The sequence below is a fragment of the Coxiella-like endosymbiont of Rhipicephalus sanguineus genome (assembly GCF_018687865.1).
On record NZ_NIQB01000076.1, the window covers coordinates 1 to 18,270 of the forward strand.

The following is an 18,270-nucleotide window of genomic DNA, read 5'->3' on the forward strand; positions in this document are numbered from 1 at the left end:
AAAATTGGTAAATTATGATATAAGGGCCGGTTTCCCTACGAAATTGTTTTTATTTGGTTTGGTGTTGTTATGGCGTTTGTCAGTAAGCGGTTGCAGTTGTTATCTCAACTCTCCTTCCGATGGTATTTTGTGAGCTGCCTTTTAGCAACCTTTGGTTCGGGCTTAAGCTACGTTACATTGAGTTGGCTGATTTTACAAGCCGATAATTCGGTTGCGGCAGTTTCGATTTTGATGCTCTACTTTTGGGTACCCACTGTATTATTGGGGCCTTTTTTAGGAGTTATTGCCGATCGCTATTCGCGTAAATGGTTAATGGTAGGTGGCAATGCCATTCGCGGAATTGTGTTAATTTTTTTTAGTAGCCATTTTAGTCACCGTATCTCTGCCTATGTAATTTATTTTCTTACAATACTATTGGGAATAGGCTTCAGTGTTTATTTGCCTGCGGCAATCGCGCTAATTCGTGAAATAGTTATTTCAGATGATTTGCTTTATGCTAACTTCACCATTGATATTGCTTATGAAATTGGGAATGTGGCAGGAATGGGTTTGGCAGGTTTTTTTGTCGCTTGGTTATCTCCAGCACCAACGATATTAGTGACGGGAATTATTTTTATTCTTTCAACATTCGCGTTGATGCGGGTTAAGCCGACGTTACAAAAAATCAAGAAAACAAAAATTTCTTATCATTTTATTGTTGATGATTTCAAGTTAGGACTTGTTTACTTACGTAATCATCCAAAATTAATTGTGATTTATTCCGTGCAGTTGCTTATCTTAGTGTCCTTTATGACAACTCCTGTTTTACTAGCGCCGTTTGTTAAGAACGCATTACAGGGTAGCATTTCTCAATTTGGGCAAATCGATGCCGCTTTGTCCGTCGGGGTCGTCGTGGGAGGAATTTTTATGCCTTGGATAGCCGATCGATGGGGGCTTAGAAAAACTTTAATGCTATTGTGTTTTTTGTTAGCTATTTTTTTGGTTGGTTTGGAGCGAATCGCACCATCGTTGGAGCTAAGATATTGTATTTTTTCATTGGCCTCTGTTTAGCTGTATGGCCATTGATGGTAACAAAAGCGCAGCACTTGACAAGGTTTCGCTTTCAAGCTCGAATGCAGTCTATATTCAATAGCTTAAGCGGCATCCTAATTTTATTGATCTACTTATTTGTAGACATCGGAAGTTATTACATCTCCGTCCAGTGTATGTATGTGTTTGAAGTGCTTCTTGTTTTTAGTGCTTTTTGCTTATTGTGGTGTTATCGGAGTGTGTTGATGAAGGATAAAGTCGCCTGAGCGATACAAACTGGTTATAAATGCAGGGGATGAGATAATATTAATTTAATCTTTGTCAGATAGTCTTCGAGATTTGATAACAATATTTAAATTTAATGATGAGCCGACCTTAGTCTGGAGAAGATACAAGAAATTTATATAATTTTAGCCAGGACTTTAAAATTTTTTTTGAAAGTCGTGCGGAATTAAAGAAAATACTTGAAAATCAAAAGAATCCAGAACGATTAGGGTTAGCAGTTATTAAACAATTTGCTTATTATTATGAAACCTTACTCTCTTATTTCCTAGCCTGCTACAAAAACAACAACCGTCCTCGTCATTGTATAGAGCAATTAAGATATTGGTTAAAGGCATGGACAGGCAAGTTAGAATCCTTATTGAAAGTTCTCAAGGGAAAGGATCAATTAAACCGTGAAGAAGAAAACCTATTGGAACATACGTTATCAGAGCTTGCTCTCGTCAGGAAACGACGAAGGAGAGTTGACAAGTTCAGCCAGGTGTATTTCCAATAACAACCGTCTACAATGAATATGGTTATTAGGAATAGGGAAATGATATTTTCGGCAGAGATGCCAGTAAAAAAGAACATTTTCTCATTCGTCTCAGCGCAAAAATTTAACTTCTCCTTTACACCAATTAAGGGATTAAATTCGGGTTACCTTCTGAAACTACGATCCTAGCAAGCGATCAAAAAAGCAGCGGCGTGACTCAATAGCTGTTGTTGAGAAGTATTTAAACGAAGAGTTGAATGATAAGCAGCTTAATGATGATGAAAAATAAAGCAATTGCCAACCCTTTTAGAAGAAGAACGACAAAAAACTTTAGAGAATCATTACTCTTTTAATTGGTAGTTTATTCGAATGTGGAAGACAATGTATTACAACCAGTAGCTTATGGAGTTGCTATGAAGACGCTCTTAATAAGGTTGATGTTTACCTTGATTCTTAAGGTGTCCTCTCTTTCATTACGACACTAATGATTAGGTACTTTTTGACTTTCTGAAAGAATTTGCTCAGCCATTCGAATAGGATTCATCGCATTACTAATCACATGGGTTGCTACTTATTCGGGTGTGATGATGTTTGTAATACCAGAGTGCCAAAAAAATTAGAGCTAACAGCAGAAAATAGATAAATTTAACCCAATTTTACTGCCATAAAGGCTATGTTACGGGTTCGGAAGATAATTCGTCGAACTCTTCTTCAATGTTCATAAAGAAATTCTTTCATCATTTTCAACTAGATTATACCGATTTTTTATTCAAACTAGCAAAAAATAATTTTAAGGTATCGTCATTAATCTGACTCGAGACAAATGCACTCCCAATCCGTTCCAATAAAACAAGGCGTAGCCGGTCATTCATTGCTTTTTTGTCCTTATGCATAGCATCTAATAAGGAGTCTTGAGAAATCTCTTTAGGTAATTGAGTAGGTAAGGGAATTTGTTGGAGCAGCTCTCGAGCGCGATTTACTTCGTCAGAACGAATAAGCCTAGGTACGAGGATAATTCAGCGGCCAATATTAAGCCCACTGCTACTGCTTCGCCATGGAGCCAATATCCATAACCTAAAAGCTGCTCGATAGCGTGGCCAAAGGTATGGCCTAAGTTCAAGAGAGCACGTTGACTAGTCTTCTCTTTTTCATCTTCACTAACAATATCTCGCTTGATTTCGCAGGCTCGTTTAATAGCAGTTTGGAGATAATCTAAGTCTCGTCGTAATAAAGAGGTAATATTTGTTTCGAGATCAATATAAAATTCCTCATCGTAGATCAGCGCGGCTTTAATAATTTCAGCAATTCCTGCATTAAATTGACGTAGAGGTAAGGTATGAAGAGTATTGAGATCAATAATTACCGCTTTAGCTGATGAAATGCGCCGATAAGATTTTTACCTGATGGATGATTTACAGCAGTTTTGCCACCAATAGAAGCATCAACTTGAGCCAGGAGAGTTGTTGGCAATTGGATGAAATCCACTCCTCGTTGATAACACGCCGCAGCAAAACCTGTGAGATCGCCTACGACGCCCCCTCCTAAAGCAATTAAAGTGGTGTTCCGATGATGATTAACTGCAATTAGTTTATTTAGGATTTCCTGCCACTGTTTAATATCTTTGAACTGTTCGCCATCAGGCAAGAGAAATTGATCACACTGAATATCGTGAAAAATAGTTTTTAATGGTGCAAGATAGAATGGTGCAATCATGTCATTAGTCACGATCATTATCTGAGGGCCTTCAATGTATTGGTAAAGAAGTTTTTTATCGTTTAAGAGATCTGCACCAATATAAATGGGATAACTAGATTCTTTGACATTAACAAAAATACAAACAGTATTCATAAGCTCACTTTATAAATTTTTTAATATCCGTCAAAATTCGAATTGATAATTGACGAGGTTTTAAATTATCCATTCGATAAGTGAAATCAGCAATAGCTTGATACAAAGGCTCGCGCTCTTCGTTGAGTTTCTGAAGTTTTTCTTTGGAATTATTTTTGATAAAGAGAGGGCGAGCCTTCCCTTTACAAGCGATCCGTTTTAATTGTGTTTCTACTGATACCGTTAAATAGACCACGATACCGTTTTCAGATAAAGAACGGCGGTTAGTTTTATTTAATACAACCCCTCCTCCGGTGGATAAAACAATATTATTAAATTTACACAATGAAGAAATCATTTCGGCTTCGCGTTTACGAAAACCTTCTTCCCCTTCCCGATCGAAAATCCATAGGATATCTGCGCCCGTGCATTTTTCAATTTCGATATCCGAATCATAAAAACGATTTCCAGTTAAGTTAGCGAGCTGTTTACCCACACTCGTTTTGCCAGAACCCATCGGTCCGATGAGATAGAGGTTGCTGAGTTTTTTATATTGTTGTGCATGTATCGTAATCATTTGAGGTATTACAAAAATTAATAATTGTTTCTGCTCATTAATGTGCTGATGGTAACGAAATATCGCTCCTAAAAGAGGAATCCTACGCAAACCCAGGATTCCAGTTTCTTCCTATTGGCTAGCCTGTTCATAGATTCCGCCTAAGGCTACCGTTTCTTGATCGTCAACTATTACCTCAGTGGTTAATTGTTGAGTCTGAATAGCCGGTACACCATTTGCTAAAAAGAACTTATTTTATCCTGATTGACAGAAAGTTGTAAAAGGATGCGTCTAACTAAGTAAGACAATAGGTGTCACTTTAAGGGGGAGGGTTGGCTTTTAAAATGTCACACTAGTATTCCCTTCCCCAGTTTTTTCTTAGTAGGAAATCTCTTCCAGCGATTCGATTGCTGCTGTTTAACGATTGTTAGTCATAAGTTTAGGGCTCAAGATAACCTCTACTTCTTCCATTTGTTCGAGCGAAGAAAGTGCTACATCTAACAATTGACTATTTTTTAATTTGATTATAGGGATATCCGCAATATCAAATTGGATAGTAAGGTCAGAATTGTCACACATAAGTCCGTCGGCAGGTTTGCTTCTATTTTGCTTGGTTCCAAATAGAATACCTAGAGAGCGTAAATTGTGTTCATCGACGCTTACAATTCGTGTTTTAATTAATATTGGATCGATTGGAATATTTAAGTGTTTAATAAAAGATTGAATGGACCGAATACGGGATTTTTCATCACAAATCCAAAGCTGATTGGTACGGTTATCAGACAGTGCATAATCATTCTTAGATAACAGAGTAAATTTTTTATTATTGAGTATATCTCCTATAAATTTAGCTTTAGCATAATGAATTGAAAGAAAAATTGTTTTCATCGGAGATAAGGGTTGACCTAATCTGGGAAAAGAAAAAGGATCGCGTTCCCTTATCGTGCAAAAAACTGAATTGACTAAACTTAAAGGAATAATTGTCCATAACAGAGCTCTAATCATAATAGATATTGACCTTGCAATATAAAACGATATGGTTATTTAAAGGTCGCATTTGTAGTTGCGATATGACAAACGAATTTGGAAAATATAATAAAATTTCAAGAAAGGCGCTCAAATTTAAAAATTCACCTTCTGTAAGCAAATCTAATTAAATAAAAGAAAATGATTTACTCTTTTCTACTTTTTCAGATTTAATACGAATTAATCACAAATATTTTTTGTTGAGCTACTGTAGTAAGAAGGGCAATAAGTTGGTTGGTGTCCATTGGATGTTTCAGTGCTCTTAATACATTCAGATAACTAAATTGGCTGAAAGTTAGATTTTTGATGTGAGTGAGTCGTGATTCTTTCTCATGAAGTTCTTGATCGAGATGTTGATAGTGACGAAATTGCAATCGAAGCAAGAAGGAGTAGCCTGTTACTAAGATGGCCAGGTGGCTAAGGAAAAAGACAGCTATTAGACAGTTATTTTAGAGGACCTTAGGTGACTGAATGACAAAAAAACATGGTGGTATTGACTCATATGGGTAATAAAAATAGATGAAAATTCAAGAATTTTTTAAGGTGCTGGATGAAAGTTAGGACAGAGTTGGTTTTAAACGTCATTCCTTCGATTTTCCAGTAGTTATGTTTGAATGTTAATCGAGTCAAAATATACTAAGTAAGTAGCACCTAAATAATTTTCTTTAAAGAATAAATATTATTATGTTCTTTAAGAATCTTTAAGAATTTTTTCCAGTACAAGGGCCTTAGTGATATTTTACAATAGGTAAATTTTCTAATTCCTTATTCAGCAGGGTAATATGATTTTTCTTCATAGTGATATTTTTCGATAAACTGAAATGTAGACCTAAAATAGTTATTAAAGAAATTAGAATACTAACCCAGCCATAAACCAAGATGTAGAAAATAACGCCGCCGTTGCAATAGCTGTCTCTAGGGAAGAAGATTGATGTTCATTTTGGAAACCCTCCAGATTTCTGAAGCAAATGCTATCCAAAAGCGATTGTCGAACTTGTTTTCTGAGACAATTTTTAGATTAAATTACGGAGATTCAATGTTAGATGATTCAGTCTTTATTAGTATCTAAATTATCGAGTAAAAATAATTTTTTTATTCGATATTGGGATCCTGATTGATAATAAAATTGCAAAGCTCAGCGCGAATACCTATATCAAGGTCGGAATACGCTACCTGTTCGATGTGTAGTAATCGTTTATTATCGACTACGTATAAGCGGATACTTTTATCTTGGAACAAAATAAATCCAACCATTGTGACGAGGTGGTTTATTACGTTTAAGAGCCGTGTGCATGACAGAGTATTTACATCAATAGCAAGAAATTTTATTTGCGTATTTGCACAAACCATTCTAATTCACACGGGGCGCGAAAGCTCAGCCAATTTTTAACGGCTTCGTAGAGCGCTTGGATAATCGCCGGATGGGAATGGATAAGGATCGCTGGGGCAGAGCTCACGTAATCAATGAAATGGTTATTATCCGCATCAAACGCAAGGTATGGGCCCCGTACGCCTTTTCTTGATAAATCGAGGCGGGGGCTCTCCCTCTACAGCGTGGAAGGACCCGCAGTGGTGAATTGACTCCGCTTGGCATATAATTTTGAGCTTTCTCAAAGAGAACAGCAGAGTTGTCGGTCATTCGTCCTGCGTAATTAATAAGGCGCTCTATTATGCTATATAAAAAATACATGTGCTTATTATGTGGTTTCATCTACGAAGAAGAAAAAGGGTGGCCCGAAGACGGCATTGCTCACGGCACGCGCTGGGACGATGTGTCCGAAGAGTGGCTTTGCCCCGAGTGTGGTGCGATGAAATCCGATTTTGAAATGATTGAAATGTAAAGCTATTTTTAGGGTTTATTAGGGTTGTTTATTAGGGTTTAATAATAGCTAGTATCACGATCAGTATTAATAGCACTGTCGGAATTTCGTTAAATCAGCGGTAAAATTAGTGTGAATATGGATTGTGGTCGTGTTTAAAATCCAATAAATATTTCGCATAAATGAAATGAAAAACCCACAAAAGTGCTACTGATCCTAATTTAATATACATCCATAGGGCATGGGAATAGTAGGGTCAATCCCAGAGAAGTAACGATAAACCAAACACAGTTGTTAAAATACCACCGGGCATCATTATTCCAAAAAACAGTTTTCGCTCCATAATTTTAAATCGTTCATTACTAATTTGATCTTCCGTTTGAGCGTGATACACGAAAAGTCGTGGTAGGTAAAAAAAGGCTGGAAAACCAGAAAACAACAAATATAATATGGAAAGCGAGAATTCAGAGCATGTGTTGTATTGTACAAGGGCGGGAGCCTAAAGAATAGAAAATCCTTTGGATGAGTTCGCTCCAAGATCTCTAAGCGTAGAGTAGCTGTAAATGTGAAAAATAAGCTAGTTGACGCTGATGTTCAATAATTAGATAATCCATTCCATGGTAGATTTAGCGCGATCCCCTCTCTCCCGGACTACCCTAATCTTTACTGACGCTGCAGCCTGTAAAGTGAAGGGACTCATTGATGAGGAAAATAATCCTCATCTAAATTTGCGCGTCTTTATCACTGGTGGTGGTTGTTCAGGATTTCAATATGGATTCACCTTCGACGAAACCATAAACCCCGATGATTTGGTTATTGAGAAAGCCTTAGAGATAAAGGAAGAAGAGAATGAATATGGCGGGAGTGGGCAAGTAGGATTGGTAAGATTATTAGTTGATCCTTTAAGTCTTCAATACCTCCAAGGTGCTGAAATCGATTACCGTGAGGATATAAGTGGCGCTCAATTTGTGATTCGTAACCCTAATGTAAAAACTACCTGCGGTTGCGGCTCTTCTTTTGCAGCGTGATGACTGTTCAAGTCAGATAGACATCGAATCGGCTGCTTTTGCCTTCGTAAAATACGGTGGGATTAGCATCTGTTAATTTAAGAGCTAATCTCGGGCGTTTAACAACGACGCGATATTTTGCTTTCTTTAAAGCGATCTCTAAGAGTTGGGGTGCATCTTCATCTTTACCTACTAAATGACGTAATACCCGCATTTCTTTTTTTACGAGCGCAGATTTTTTCCCAATGGGATACATCGGGTCCGTATAAATAATATCGTAAGAAGTTTTAAGTTTTAAAAGATAACTTTGCGCTTCTGTTTCGATTAATTTTAATTCTAAGGACTTAAACCACTCAACTGTTTGAGCGCGAGCTAAACCCTCTTTCAATAGTGCAGCGATAATGGGATTGCGTTCTAGCATAGTTACGTTACATCCGAGAGTAGCGAGAATAAAAGCGTCTCGGCCTAAGCCTGCTGTTAAATCTAAAACAGTAGGGTGGGAATAGGTTTTTAATCCAACAGCGCGAGCGATTAATTGGCCCCGGCGGCCACCTCCAAATAAGTGTCGATGAGCCAATGCTCCTTTAAGGAAATCTACATACACAGGACCGGGCGCTTTTGGATCGGTTGAACGCAGTTCAATATGAGAAGGCGTGACAGTCAATAAAATAGGATAATTCTTAGTAGTAGGGATAACTAAAGCCAATTTTAATTCGGTTGCAAGTTTTTCTGCATATTGTTGACGTGATTCGTCCAAGCAAGTAACGGCGATAGTATCAGTCATCCGTTAACTCTCAGTAAGTTTGTCGCGTATGGTTAAATTGTTTTTCCAGAAAATCGACGAATTGATCCGCGATATTGATTTTAAATTGAGTTTCTAATTCTCGAATCCCGGTGGGACTGGTGACATTAATTTCTGTTAAATAATCCCCAATTACATCAAGGCCAACAAACCAAAGGCCTTTTTGACACAAGGTGGGCCCTACTTGTTGACATATCCATCGATCGTGATCAGTCAGTTCTTGTCCTACTCCTCTAGCACCTACCGCTAAATTCCCACGAAAATCGCCTTTCGCGGGAATTCGCGCTAAAGCATAAGGAATGGGTTCACCATTAATTAAAATGATTCGCTTATCGCCATCTTTAATGGCTGGAATAAATTGCTGTGCCATGACGAGCCGTTTTCCGTTGGCTGTCATTGTATCAATAACGACAAAGACATTGGGATCCTGAGCGGTTAATCGAAAAATTGATTTACCTGCCATTGCTCCGAGTGGTTTAATTATAATTTCTTTTTGTTCCTGGAGAAAGAGTTGTAATAACTCTTTACGCGAGGTGACCAAAGTTTTTGGTGTGCATTGAGGAAACCAACTGGCGAATAATTTTTCATTAGCATCTCGTAAACTCGCCGGTTTGTTTACCACAAACAATCCCTCTTTTTCAGCAAGTTCTAGAAAATACGTTAAATAAATATAAGACATATTAAAGGGTGGATCTTTTCGCATAAGAAAAATATCGAGCCCATTTAAGGGTTGAATATAGGGGGCGCTTAACTCAAACCATGAAGAGGTGTTATCTTTCACCTGAAGACGGCGTATAAAAGCGTGGACTTTCCTATTTTGTAAAAAGATATCCGGTGCTTCCATGTAATGAAGTTCATAATTTCTGGCTTGAAGCGCCAGTAACAGAGCAAAACTTGTGTCTTTATAGACATGAATTTTAGAAATAGGGTCCATGAGGATGCCAATTTTCATTGCAATCTACTCTTTTATTAAATATTAAACAATACCAATTCACGAGCTGCCGCTAATGCGGCAAGACGTGCGATTGCGCCATAAACATAAAATCGGTTCACAGACTTATTAGTTTTACAGGGTGTGCTGCAAGTGGTGTCGAATGCCATAGGAATAAAATTCATCCCCGGGGTATTTAAATTTTCGTTGGGCCCGCAACCTTTATGAATACGATAGAAACCACCAATTACATGACGACCGAATAAATATACAACAGGTTCAGCTACAGTATTTTCTTCTCCCGCTGTTTCAAAAGAATACACGCCCTCTTGGATAATCGCTTTAGTCACGGGGACGCCGCCTTTCGAAGTAGACATTCGTGTGCGTTGTTTACGATTCAGGTGACGCAGGGCTTCAGGTTCTTGAATCATCATCACGCCCATTCCATAGGTCCCAGCATCTGCTTTAATAGCCAGAAATGGCTCTTCAGTAATATTGTATTGAGCATATTTTTTTTAACAGCGCGCAGGATACCTTCAGCACGGTTGACGAGGCATTCCTCGCCTTCTTTTTTAAGAAAATCAACTTCCGGACATTGATCGAAAAGAGTGCTAATCAACCACGGATCAAGGTTGATGAGGGAGGCGAATTCTTCGGAAACAGCTCCATAAGCTGTGAAGTGCCCTGACTTCAGGCGAGTTGCCCAGCCAAGCTGAGGGGCTGGCATGATTCGTTGGTTCAGGTTTTGAAAAATATCGGAGATGTGGCCGGATAAGTCATTATTTAATATGACACAACAGGGGAAAAAATCTCTAATTCCTACTTGGTCTCCTTTGCATTCCAAAGGTTCAATCTGTAGTTTGCGGCCTGAAGGTAATTCATGAATTTGAAACTCGGGTAATGAAGAGTCCAACGAACCAATACGTACCTCAAATCCTGAATTTTTCAAAATTTTCTGGAGCATGGCTAAACTTTCAAAATAATGGATGTTGCGGGAATGGCTCTCGGGGATGATGAGCAGACGTGTGACATCGGGGCAAATCTCCGCTATAGTGGCTTGCACAGCTTGGATGTAAAGGGGCATATAATCTGGATTTAGATTGTTGAAGCCGGCGGGAAAGAGATTGGTGTCTACCGGCGCCAATTTAAATCCTGAGTTGCGTAGGTCTACGGATGTATAAAAAGGCGGCGGTGTTTTTGACCATTGTTCGCGAAACCACGTTTCAATATTTATTTGATGTTCGAGAAAGCGTTTTTCCAATTGGCGCAAGGGGCCGGTAAAAACAGAGGTAAATTGCAATGCGGTTGGGTTAGGAAGCATACGTTAATTTCCTATAACATTGATTTTAAAATAGAATCATCAGATAAGGCTCTGAACTTAGCGATTCCACCGGTTCGCGTGTAATTAACTCCATTCTCATTTTTAACGCTAGTCTTTCCAGCATTGCTGATCTGGGGGGACTTCCTTTCCTAGGGTCGTTCGATTTTAACGCAATTAATTGCGTGACAAGATAATGAATTGGACTGGTAAAATCATTGGGATACTCTTGGGCTTTTTTTTGGCTGGTCCAGTGGGGTTTATTGCCGGTTTGATTTTTGGTCATATTATTTTCGATCAAGGTTGGTTTTGTGGTTGCAATCGGTTTCTTCTTCTTGCTTCTCGCAAACTAAAGTGCAGGAAGTATTTTTTAATACCACTTTCCGCGTAATGGGTTTCGTAGCTAAATTAGATGGCCGAGTTTCCAAAAATGAAATTCGTCAAGCTCGTCATGTAATGCAACAGATGGGATTGGACGATAACATGAAACGAGAAGCCATCCGTTTATTTACTGAGGGCAAACAACCCAATTTCAACCTCAGTGTTGTTCTCAATCAATTGGGGCATACATGCCTCTTCCAACCCACTTTATTGCGAATGTTTTTGGAAATCCAGATTTAAATGGCTTATGCGGATGGGGGATGGATTAGTGAATATAAGCGACAAGTATTGCAATATATTTGTGAACGCCTGGATTGTGAACGCCTGGAGACAAATGGTTTCCAATATTATCAATTTGAACAACGTTTCCAAGCCGAACAAAACTATAAACGCTACCACCAAAAGTCTCCATCCAATCCCCATTCTCATTTAAACGATGCCTATAAAATATTAGGACTAACCATGAGCGCTGCTGATTCTGAAATTAAAAAAACTTATCGACGCTTGATGAGTCAACATCACTCTGATAAATTGATGGCGAAAGGATTGCCGCCTGAAATTATAAAAGTGGCTACTCAGAAGACTCAAAAAATTTAAAATGCTTACGAACAAATTCGAAAAGCCAGCGGAATGGCATGAAAATAAAAATGGCATGAAAATAAAAAATGATCCCATTTCTCAGTCAGCTTGATTGGGATAGCATGAGCAGAGAGTTTTTGCAAAAAAAATTATTTCTGCATCAATTTTATCAGCTAATTTCGCTTGCTTAGGAGAAGAAGTAAAGCAAGTTGTAGAAGCTGGCGTTGACTATATTCATTTTGATGTGATGGATCATCATTTTGTGCCTAATTTAAGTTTTGGTCCTGTAGTATGCGAAGCGTTGCGTAAAGCCGGAATTGCTGTTCCAATTGATGTTCATCTGATGGTGGAAAAGCCGAACGATTTTATAAAAGCGTTTGCGAATGCCGGCGCCAATTTGATTACCTTTCATCCTGAAACATCAAAAAATATCGAGAAAACACTAGCATTAATTGATCAAGCAGGGATGCAAAAGGGACTTGCTTTTAATCCAGAGCAATCAGTATTGTTGCCACATACTATTTTAAAAGAAGTTGATTTAATTTTACTTATGTCGGTTAATCCAGGTTTTGCAGACCAATTTTTTATAACAAAAAGTTTGAAAAAAATCACAATCACAAGACAATTGTTAGAAGAATTGAAGAGCAATGCGATGCTTGGGATCGATGGTGGAATAAAATTAAATAATATTGGAGCCGTTTCTCAAGCTGGAACTGATTTTTTTGTAATAGGCTCTGGATTGTTTCATGCTTCGAACTATCAAAAAGAAATTAAAGCCATTCGACAACAATTGATTTAGGATTAGGAAGAAAAAAACTTAGCAATTAAATCCAATAAGCCAGAGTCGTCATAACTTTGGCATGGAGGCCCATTAATTTTTTTATGGTATAAGGCAATTCTTTTGCCCCTGCCGATTTTGCTTTTTGGCCATGTGAGACTTCATCTTTTTGCATTTGTTCCACAATTTTCCGGCTTTTAACATCAACAGAGGAAAGTTTGTGTAAATGATTTTCTAAATGTGCCTCGACTTGTTTTTCTGTTTCTTCAACAAAACCAAGGCTCCACAGATCCCCCGATGCACCTGCTAATAGTCCTATGAGAAAGGCATTGGAGTACCAAAAAATATTTAAATAACTGGTGTATCCCCCCAATTCCTCTATGCGATCTTTGCACCATGCTAAATGATCAGTTTCTTCCTCAGCCGCTGTTGCTAACATCAATTGGACCACTGAATTTTGAGATAAAATCATTTGTCCGCGATAAAGGGCTTGAGCACATATTTCTCCACTATGGTTTACTCGCATACACCCAATACTGTTCTGTTTTTCGGAATGGGTAAGAACTGGTTCGGAAAGCTCCTTCGCTGGGTTTTTCCGGCGGGCTCTGGATTGATTAAATACGGTTTCTAAAAAATTATGATATTGTAGAATGACCTCATCAAGGACCGAATAATGGCGGAGATTATTGCGCATATTTACTTTGCGGGATTAATTTAACTACTTTTACACCGTAAAACTCTTTTCCATCTGCCGGAAAGTCATAAGCTACACGTGCTTTGCCCGCTAATGCATAAGCATTGTAATTATTTTTTAATTGTTGTGAGAAAACCAGTCTATAACGATGATGCGGTAATTTTATCGCATAGGGAAAATCTAAAATTTGCAAGGCACCTACATGCGGATAATTGTTTGTAATGTCTTGGTACCCCGACGCTGATTTTAATTCCTTCTTAGAAATTAAGACTGGAAAAGTAATCAATTGCTCCGTTGGCATTACCAGAAAATACCCTGTTCATTGATCCGTGATGTAAACATAATCTGCATGAATAACGTCAAGAGTATTATAGCGACGAATTTCTTTAAAAATGCTCCATCCGTTAATTTTAAAGAAAGTTAAAAACTGCTGGCAGACGGTCTGCTTAACCAAGAGGTTTTGGACGGAAATTTTATAATCAGAAAGGAGTTCTTTTAATTTGTATTTCGATTTATTAATGCTTTTAATACAGCTAGCAGCCTTTTCATGATCAATACCACGCTTAAAATTAGGCGTGTTCTTGATTTCTACGAAGGCAGGAAAGGTAAAAGCACTGAAGAGAACTATTCTTATTAACCACTGAGCATTCATGGGAAGTCTCTACTATTTTATCTAGATTTAATTTTATCTAGATTATTTTAATCATATGTCAAACATATGTCAAAAATTGTTTTTATGACAAGCATTCTGAAAGAAAGAAAGAAACGCCCGGTGTTTAAACTGACAAATATCTAGAAATCTCATATACTCCTATCACTTAACCAATCTGATATGTTTTTTATGGTAGATAATAATATACGCGTCATTATCGAGCAGCAGCCTTTAGCAGAATTCACTGAAAAAGCCTATCTTGATTATTCCATGTCAGTAATATTGGATCGCGCGCTTCCCCATATTGCTGATGGGCTAAAGCCAGTTCAGCGGCGTATCATCTATGCCATGTCAGAATTAGGTTTAAAATCAAGTGCTAAGTATAAAAAGTCCGCGCGAACGGTGGGGGACGTTCTCGGTAAATTTCATCCTCACGGAGATACAGCTTGTTATGAAGCAATGGTACTAATGGCGCAACCATTTTCGTATCGCTATCCCTTTGTGGATGGACAGGGGAACTTGGGGAGCCCTGACGATCCCAAATCCTTCGCAGCGATGCGTTATACAGAAGCCCGACTTTCTTCGTATGCTCAGCTTTTATTGGCTGAACTCGAAGAGGGGACTGTGGATTGGATCTCTAATTTTGATGGCACATTACAAGAACCGGTCCTTTTGCCGGCTCGATTACCAAATGTGTTATTAAATGGGACATCAGGGATTGCAGTAGGTATGGCAACAGATATCCCTCCCCATAATCTTGCTGAGGTAGTAGATGCCTGCGTGCATTTATTGGATAACCCCGAGGCCACTTTAAAAGAAGTGATGAAATTTATCCAAGGGCCTGACTATCCAACTTCTGCCGAAATTATCACTCCTATTAGTGAAATTCAAACCATCTATCGAACAGGCCAAGGAAGCTTGCGTATGCGCGCAACGTATCGGAGAGAAAATGGGGAAGTTGTAATTTCCGCTTTACCGCATCAAGTTTCAGGTAATAGAATTTTAGAGCAGATTGCAGCGCAGATGCTTTCTAAAAAGTTACCTACTGTGAGTGATATTCGCGATGAGTCAGATCATGAAAATTCCACACGGCTTGTTATTTTTCCTCGCTCTAATCGGGTAGACATTGATGAGCTTATGGCGCATTTTTTTGCCACAACAGATTTAGAGCACAGTTATCGGGTTAATTTAAACGTTATAGGAGTCGACGGACGGCCGCAAGTTAAAGACTTGCTGTCTCTTTTGAAAGAATGGCTGGGGTATCGAATGCAGACCGTTCGGAAACGGTTACAATATCGATTGGAGATCGTTATTGAACGATTGCACATTCTGGATGGATTGATTATTGCCTTTTTGAATTTAGACGAAATTATCCCGATTATTCGCCAAGAAGATAAGCTGAAACCTGCTTTAATGAAACAATTTAAACTAAGCGAAAAGCAAGCGGATGCCATTCTCGAAATTAAATTACGTCAATTGGCTAAACTCGAAGAAAAGAAAATTCGTGAAGAACAGACGCGATTAGTTCAAGAACGCGATGAAATCGAAAAAACCTTAGCATCAAAAACAAAATTAAAAAAATTGATTCGATCCGAATTAATTGCCGATAAAAAAAATTATGACAATGGGCGTCGATCTCCTTTAATTGAAAGACCTGTTGCGAAAGCCATTCGTGAAGAAGAAATGATTCCATCGGAGCCCATTACCGTGGTTTTATCAAAAAAAGGTTGGGTTCGCGCGGCAAAAGGACACGATATTGATGGCAGGGGGCTGAATTATCGTTCAGGAGATGAATTTTTAATTCAAGCCCAGGGCCGCACCAATGAGCTGGTTATTTTTTTAGATTCAGCTGGGAAAAGCTATTCATTACCAGCGCACACATTGCCGTCCGCTCGGGGGCTAGGTGAACCCTTAACAGTTCGATTGAAACCCGAAGCTGGTGCTCAATTTGTGGCAGTTTTAATGGGTAAAAATGAAGATCTTTTCTTGTTAACTTCTGACGCCGGTTATGGATTTTTAACGACTCTAGCTAATTTATATGTAAAAAGTCGAAGTGGGAAAAGTGTAATTAAAGTCCCCAAAGGAGCACAAGTGATGGAACCTCTGTGGGTGACAGATAAAGAATCGCAATATCTCGCAGCTATTACTTCGGAAGGACGGTTGCTAGTATTCCCTATCGCTGAATTACCCGAATTACCAAAAGGAAAAGGTAATAAAATCATTCAGATTCCTCCCGCACGTTTGGCGAACCGCGAAGAATATTGTATAGCGTTAGCATTATTAAATGAGAATAGCACCTTGATTCTTTATTCGGGAAAACGACAACTAACGCTGAAAACCAGTGATTTAACCAATTTTCAAGGTGAACGAGGATGCCGAGGTAATAAACTGCCTCGAGGCTTTCACAAGGTGGATAGTGTGAGTGTGGTTTAAAATATAAAAAAATTTTTTGGAGAATGATAATGTACCCTCCTTGCTAAATAAAAGACACATTACTAAAAGATGAAAAATTAGTTTTTACTAGGCCTCATGGAATTATTTGCGCCCGAGAGTTTCGGATCTAATAGTTGTTTTTTTTATTTTATGTGTACAGCCCCTCTTATTTTCTCTTTCGTTCCAATCTTTTTTGGGGGCGGTGGTTATGCTTTATATGAAATTTGTAGTTTTATTGCATTAATAATAGGAATTTATTGGTTGATCTCAGCTTATTTCCTATCGGACTTCGAAATATGGAATAACGGACAAGCGGGTCATTATGAAAAAGGGCTGGATCTGCCGCAATTCGTTGGAAATTTTCTTGCGTCGTTTAGAAGGAGTCGATGTTAATCAAACCGTTACAGGACATATTTTGAATTACTGAACTTTGGTTATTACGGAAATAGGTGGCACTCATAATTTTTATACTAATGTTCCAAAGCTCCTTAAATTCCGACATTGTATCCAACTTCAAGTCGACTTGATGATTTATAAAGAAGAGACTGGTGGATGGTAGGCAATTTTAGAGAATGGTGATAACAGGTATTTTTGCTGGAGCATCTGCAATTTCTTGTACTAATTTAGGAACGAGATAACCCGGAAGGCGTTTTATCATTTCTGCAATTAAATACTGTGCTTGCACTTTACTCACTTCAAAGTGTGAAGCTCCTTGCACCCGATCAAGGAGATGTAAATAATAAGGTAAAACCCCAGCTTCAAATAAATTTTCACTTAAACGAATTAGAGTTTCTACTTGATCATTGACATTTTTTAATAAAACGGATTGATTTAGTAAGGTCGTTCTTGTCCTCTGTAAAGAACGGAGGGTTGTCGTAACAGATTTATCGATTTCATTGGGGTGGTTACAATGGATAACAATTGTAGGTAATAATCCCATATGATCTAACAAATGAATAAATTCATTAGTAATTCTTTCAGGGATGACAATTGGCAAACGTGTATGAATGCGCAAGCGTTTGAGGTGAGTTATTTTTTCGAGATAAGAAACGAATTCAGCTAGCACGTTGTCTTTTACTGTTAAAGGATCACCCCCGCTTAAAATAATTTCGGTGATGGAGGTATCCGATTTTAAATAATCAAAAATTTTGTTCCATCCTTTTTTCCCGGGCGTATTTTCATCGTAAGGAAAATGACGACGAAAACAATAACGACAATGAATTGCACAAGCGCCGCTTAGTGTGAGTAGTACTCGTCCATGATATTTATGCAAGAGACCTGGGACTCGATTAAATTTCTTTTCATTGAGAGGGTCTAGGCGGTAACCTGGAGAGTTGATTAGCTCCCTTGCTTGAGATAGCACTTGCAATAATAGAGGATCTTGTGGGTTGCCCTTTTCCATGCGCGCGATAAATCCACTCGGGACCCGTAAGGGGAAATGAGTAGTCGCTTCCAGAATTTGAGGAAGCATTTTCGGATCGAGTGCTAATTCGCGGCATAATTCAGCTGGATCGGTAATAGCTTTTTTTAACGATAATTGCCAATTATACATGAACTTCTCATAGAGTAAAGAGCGGCTATTGTAATCTTTTCTGAGTGTAAGCGCAGCAAAAGCGATTGCATGTGCTTAGACCATCCCTGGCGTTAGTCGCTCCAAAATCACTAAACCTGACCTTATTA

17 protein-coding genes and 6 pseudogenes are annotated in these 18,270 nt (G+C 38.4%); 8 read left to right on the forward strand and 15 right to left on the reverse strand.

Going from position 1 to position 18,270, the window contains the following annotated elements:
* Positions 1-69 precede the first annotated feature (69 nt).
* Together B1F79_RS04115 and B1F79_RS04120 are read left to right on the forward strand one after the other, a co-directional pair.
* Positions 70-1,050 carry an MFS transporter gene (locus B1F79_RS04115; protein ID WP_251366101.1) on the forward strand — a complete coding sequence of 327 codons (981 nt, stop codon included), beginning with the start codon at positions 70-72 and terminating at the stop codon, positions 1,048-1,050.
* A gap of 35 nt (positions 1,051-1,085) precedes the next feature.
* Positions 1,086-1,295, forward strand: a complete 210-nt coding sequence (locus B1F79_RS04120; protein WP_251366102.1) for a hypothetical protein — start codon at positions 1,086-1,088, stop codon at positions 1,293-1,295.
* 1,243 nt (positions 1,296-2,538) lie between these two features.
* Here the strand turns inward: B1F79_RS04120 and aroB are convergent.
* From aroB to B1F79_RS04150, 7 genes and pseudogenes are all read right to left on the reverse strand, one after another.
* Positions 2,539-3,634, reverse strand: a pseudogene (gene aroB, locus B1F79_RS04125) (3-dehydroquinate synthase).
* A 4-nt stretch (positions 3,635-3,638) separates the two neighbouring features.
* The gene (locus tag B1F79_RS04130) at positions 3,639-4,190 is read right to left on the reverse strand and encodes a shikimate kinase (RefSeq protein ID WP_251366117.1); all 552 of its coding nucleotides are present in this window, start codon (positions 4,188-4,190) and stop codon (positions 3,639-3,641) included.
* Between the two features lie 111 nt (positions 4,191-4,301).
* Positions 4,302-4,397, reverse strand: a pseudogene (locus tag B1F79_RS06405) (hypothetical protein); the annotation flags it as partial.
* Between the two features lie 189 nt (positions 4,398-4,586).
* Positions 4,587-5,174 (reverse strand): type IV pilus secretin PilQ, encoded by a 588-nt coding sequence (locus tag B1F79_RS04135; RefSeq protein ID WP_251366103.1) that lies wholly within the window; start codon positions 5,172-5,174, stop codon positions 4,587-4,589.
* A 191-nt stretch (positions 5,175-5,365) separates the two neighbouring features.
* Positions 5,366-5,578: a hypothetical protein gene (locus tag B1F79_RS04140; RefSeq protein ID WP_251366104.1), complete on the reverse strand. Its 213-nt coding sequence runs from the start codon at positions 5,576-5,578 to the stop codon at positions 5,366-5,368.
* 709 nt (positions 5,579-6,287) lie between these two features.
* The gene (locus tag B1F79_RS04145) at positions 6,288-6,545 is read right to left on the reverse strand and encodes a hypothetical protein (protein WP_251366105.1); all 258 of its coding nucleotides are present in this window, start codon (positions 6,543-6,545) and stop codon (positions 6,288-6,290) included.
* A pseudogene (locus B1F79_RS04150) lies at positions 6,545-6,834 on the reverse strand (aspartate aminotransferase family protein); the annotation flags it as partial. The pseudogene B1F79_RS04150 and the gene B1F79_RS04145, both read right to left, overlap by 1 nt.
* 31 nt (positions 6,835-6,865) lie before the next feature.
* Between B1F79_RS04150 and B1F79_RS04155 the strand changes: the two are divergent.
* The gene (locus B1F79_RS04155) at positions 6,866-7,036 is read left to right on the forward strand and encodes a rubredoxin (RefSeq protein WP_251366106.1); all 171 of its coding nucleotides are present in this window, start codon (positions 6,866-6,868) and stop codon (positions 7,034-7,036) included.
* Positions 7,037-7,067: 31 nt separating this feature from the next.
* On the opposite strand, the pseudogene B1F79_RS04160 reads toward B1F79_RS04155, so the two are convergent.
* A pseudogene (locus B1F79_RS04160) lies at positions 7,068-7,479 on the reverse strand (CopD family protein).
* A gap of 153 nt (positions 7,480-7,632) precedes the next feature.
* Between B1F79_RS04160 and erpA the strand changes: the two are divergent.
* Positions 7,633-8,043: an iron-sulfur cluster insertion protein ErpA gene (erpA, locus tag B1F79_RS04165; RefSeq protein ID WP_251366107.1), complete on the forward strand. Its 411-nt coding sequence runs from the start codon at positions 7,633-7,635 to the stop codon at positions 8,041-8,043.
* 7 nt (positions 8,044-8,050) lie between these two features.
* Here the strand turns inward: erpA and B1F79_RS04170 are convergent, their stop codons facing one another.
* From B1F79_RS04170 to gshA, 3 genes and pseudogenes are all read right to left on the reverse strand, one after another.
* Positions 8,051-8,806, reverse strand: a complete 756-nt coding sequence (locus B1F79_RS04170; RefSeq protein ID WP_251366108.1) for a class I SAM-dependent methyltransferase — start codon at positions 8,804-8,806, stop codon at positions 8,051-8,053.
* Positions 8,807-8,816: 10 nt separating this feature from the next.
* A complete protein-coding gene (gene gshB, locus B1F79_RS04175) occupies positions 8,817-9,776 on the reverse strand; it encodes a glutathione synthase (RefSeq protein ID WP_285896398.1) in 960 nt (319 codons plus the stop codon).
* 17 nt (positions 9,777-9,793) lie between these two features.
* A pseudogene (gshA, locus tag B1F79_RS04180) lies at positions 9,794-11,076 on the reverse strand (glutamate--cysteine ligase).
* Between the two features lie 193 nt (positions 11,077-11,269).
* On the opposite strand from gshA, the pseudogene djlA reads away from it, so the two are divergent.
* Positions 11,270-12,051: pseudogene (gene djlA, locus B1F79_RS06610) on the forward strand (co-chaperone DjlA).
* Between the two features lie 133 nt (positions 12,052-12,184).
* Positions 12,185-12,832, forward strand: coding sequence for a ribulose-phosphate 3-epimerase (gene rpe, locus B1F79_RS04195; RefSeq protein ID WP_308159735.1), 648 nt, complete (start codon positions 12,185-12,187; stop codon positions 12,830-12,832).
* A 25-nt stretch (positions 12,833-12,857) separates the two neighbouring features.
* On the opposite strand, the gene coq7 is transcribed toward rpe, so the two are convergent.
* The 3 genes from coq7 to B1F79_RS04210 are packed head-to-tail and all read right to left on the reverse strand — an operon-like array spanning position 12,858 to position 14,157.
* Entirely contained in the window at positions 12,858-13,505 is a 648-nt protein-coding gene (gene coq7, locus B1F79_RS04200; protein ID WP_251366111.1) for a 2-polyprenyl-3-methyl-6-methoxy-1,4-benzoquinone monooxygenase, read from the reverse strand.
* The gene (locus B1F79_RS04205) at positions 13,495-13,806 is read right to left on the reverse strand and encodes a hypothetical protein (RefSeq protein ID WP_251366112.1); all 312 of its coding nucleotides are present in this window, start codon (positions 13,804-13,806) and stop codon (positions 13,495-13,497) included. Before B1F79_RS04205 ends, coq7 begins: the two co-directional genes overlap by 11 nt.
* 18 nt (positions 13,807-13,824) lie before the next feature.
* Positions 13,825-14,157 carry a hypothetical protein gene (locus tag B1F79_RS04210; RefSeq protein WP_251366113.1) on the reverse strand — a complete coding sequence of 111 codons (333 nt, stop codon included), beginning with the start codon at positions 14,155-14,157 and terminating at the stop codon, positions 13,825-13,827.
* A 180-nt stretch (positions 14,158-14,337) separates the two neighbouring features.
* On the opposite strand from B1F79_RS04210, the gene parC reads away from it, so the two are divergent.
* Together parC and B1F79_RS04220 are read left to right on the forward strand one after the other, a co-directional pair.
* Positions 14,338-16,590, forward strand: a complete 2,253-nt coding sequence (parC, locus tag B1F79_RS04215) for a DNA topoisomerase IV subunit A (RefSeq protein WP_251366114.1) — start codon at positions 14,338-14,340, stop codon at positions 16,588-16,590.
* Positions 16,591-16,912: 322 nt separating this feature from the next.
* Entirely contained in the window at positions 16,913-17,017 is a 105-nt protein-coding gene (locus B1F79_RS04220) for a hypothetical protein (RefSeq protein ID WP_251366115.1), read from the forward strand.
* A 138-nt stretch (positions 17,018-17,155) separates the two neighbouring features.
* On the opposite strand, the gene epmB is transcribed toward B1F79_RS04220, so the two are convergent.
* Positions 17,156-18,142, reverse strand: a complete 987-nt coding sequence (gene epmB, locus B1F79_RS04225) for an EF-P beta-lysylation protein EpmB (protein WP_251366116.1) — start codon at positions 18,140-18,142, stop codon at positions 17,156-17,158.
* Positions 18,143-18,270: the final 128 nt, after the last annotated feature.

What these genes read in the sequence shown, in the direction of transcription:
- B1F79_RS04115 (WP_251366101.1), top strand. Translation starts at nt 70, where the DNA reads ATGGCGTTTGTCAGTAAGCGGTTGCAGTTGTTATCTCAACTCTCCTTC.
- B1F79_RS04135 (WP_251366103.1), bottom strand. Translation starts at nt 5,174, where the DNA reads ATGATTAGAGCTCTGTTATGGACAATTATTCCTTTAAGTTTAGTCAAT.
- B1F79_RS04220 (WP_251366115.1), top strand. Translation starts at nt 16,913, where the DNA reads ATGAAAAAGGGCTGGATCTGCCGCAATTCGTTGGAAATTTTCTTGCGT.
- B1F79_RS04145 (WP_251366105.1), bottom strand. Translation starts at nt 6,545, where the DNA reads ATGGTTTGTGCAAATACGCAAATAAAATTTCTTGCTATTGATGTAAAT.
- B1F79_RS04130 (WP_251366117.1), bottom strand. Translation starts at nt 4,190, where the DNA reads ATGATTACGATACATGCACAACAATATAAAAAACTCAGCAACCTCTAT.
- gshB (WP_285896398.1), bottom strand. Translation starts at nt 9,776, where the DNA reads ATGAAAATTGGCATCCTCATGGACCCTATTTCTAAAATTCATGTCTAT.
- B1F79_RS04170 (WP_251366108.1), bottom strand. Translation starts at nt 8,806, where the DNA reads ATGACTGATACTATCGCCGTTACTTGCTTGGACGAATCACGTCAACAA.
- parC (WP_251366114.1), top strand. Translation starts at nt 14,338, where the DNA reads ATGTTTTTTATGGTAGATAATAATATACGCGTCATTATCGAGCAGCAG.
- B1F79_RS04210 (WP_251366113.1), bottom strand. Translation starts at nt 14,157, where the DNA reads ATGAATGCTCAGTGGTTAATAAGAATAGTTCTCTTCAGTGCTTTTACC.
- B1F79_RS04155 (WP_251366106.1), top strand. Translation starts at nt 6,866, where the DNA reads ATGCTATATAAAAAATACATGTGCTTATTATGTGGTTTCATCTACGAA.
- epmB (WP_251366116.1), bottom strand. Translation starts at nt 18,142, where the DNA reads ATGTATAATTGGCAATTATCGTTAAAAAAAGCTATTACCGATCCAGCT.
- B1F79_RS04205 (WP_251366112.1), bottom strand. Translation starts at nt 13,806, where the DNA reads ATGCCAACGGAGCAATTGATTACTTTTCCAGTCTTAATTTCTAAGAAG.
- erpA (WP_251366107.1), top strand. Translation starts at nt 7,633, where the DNA reads ATGGTAGATTTAGCGCGATCCCCTCTCTCCCGGACTACCCTAATCTTT.
- coq7 (WP_251366111.1), bottom strand. Translation starts at nt 13,505, where the DNA reads ATGCGCAATAATCTCCGCCATTATTCGGTCCTTGATGAGGTCATTCTA.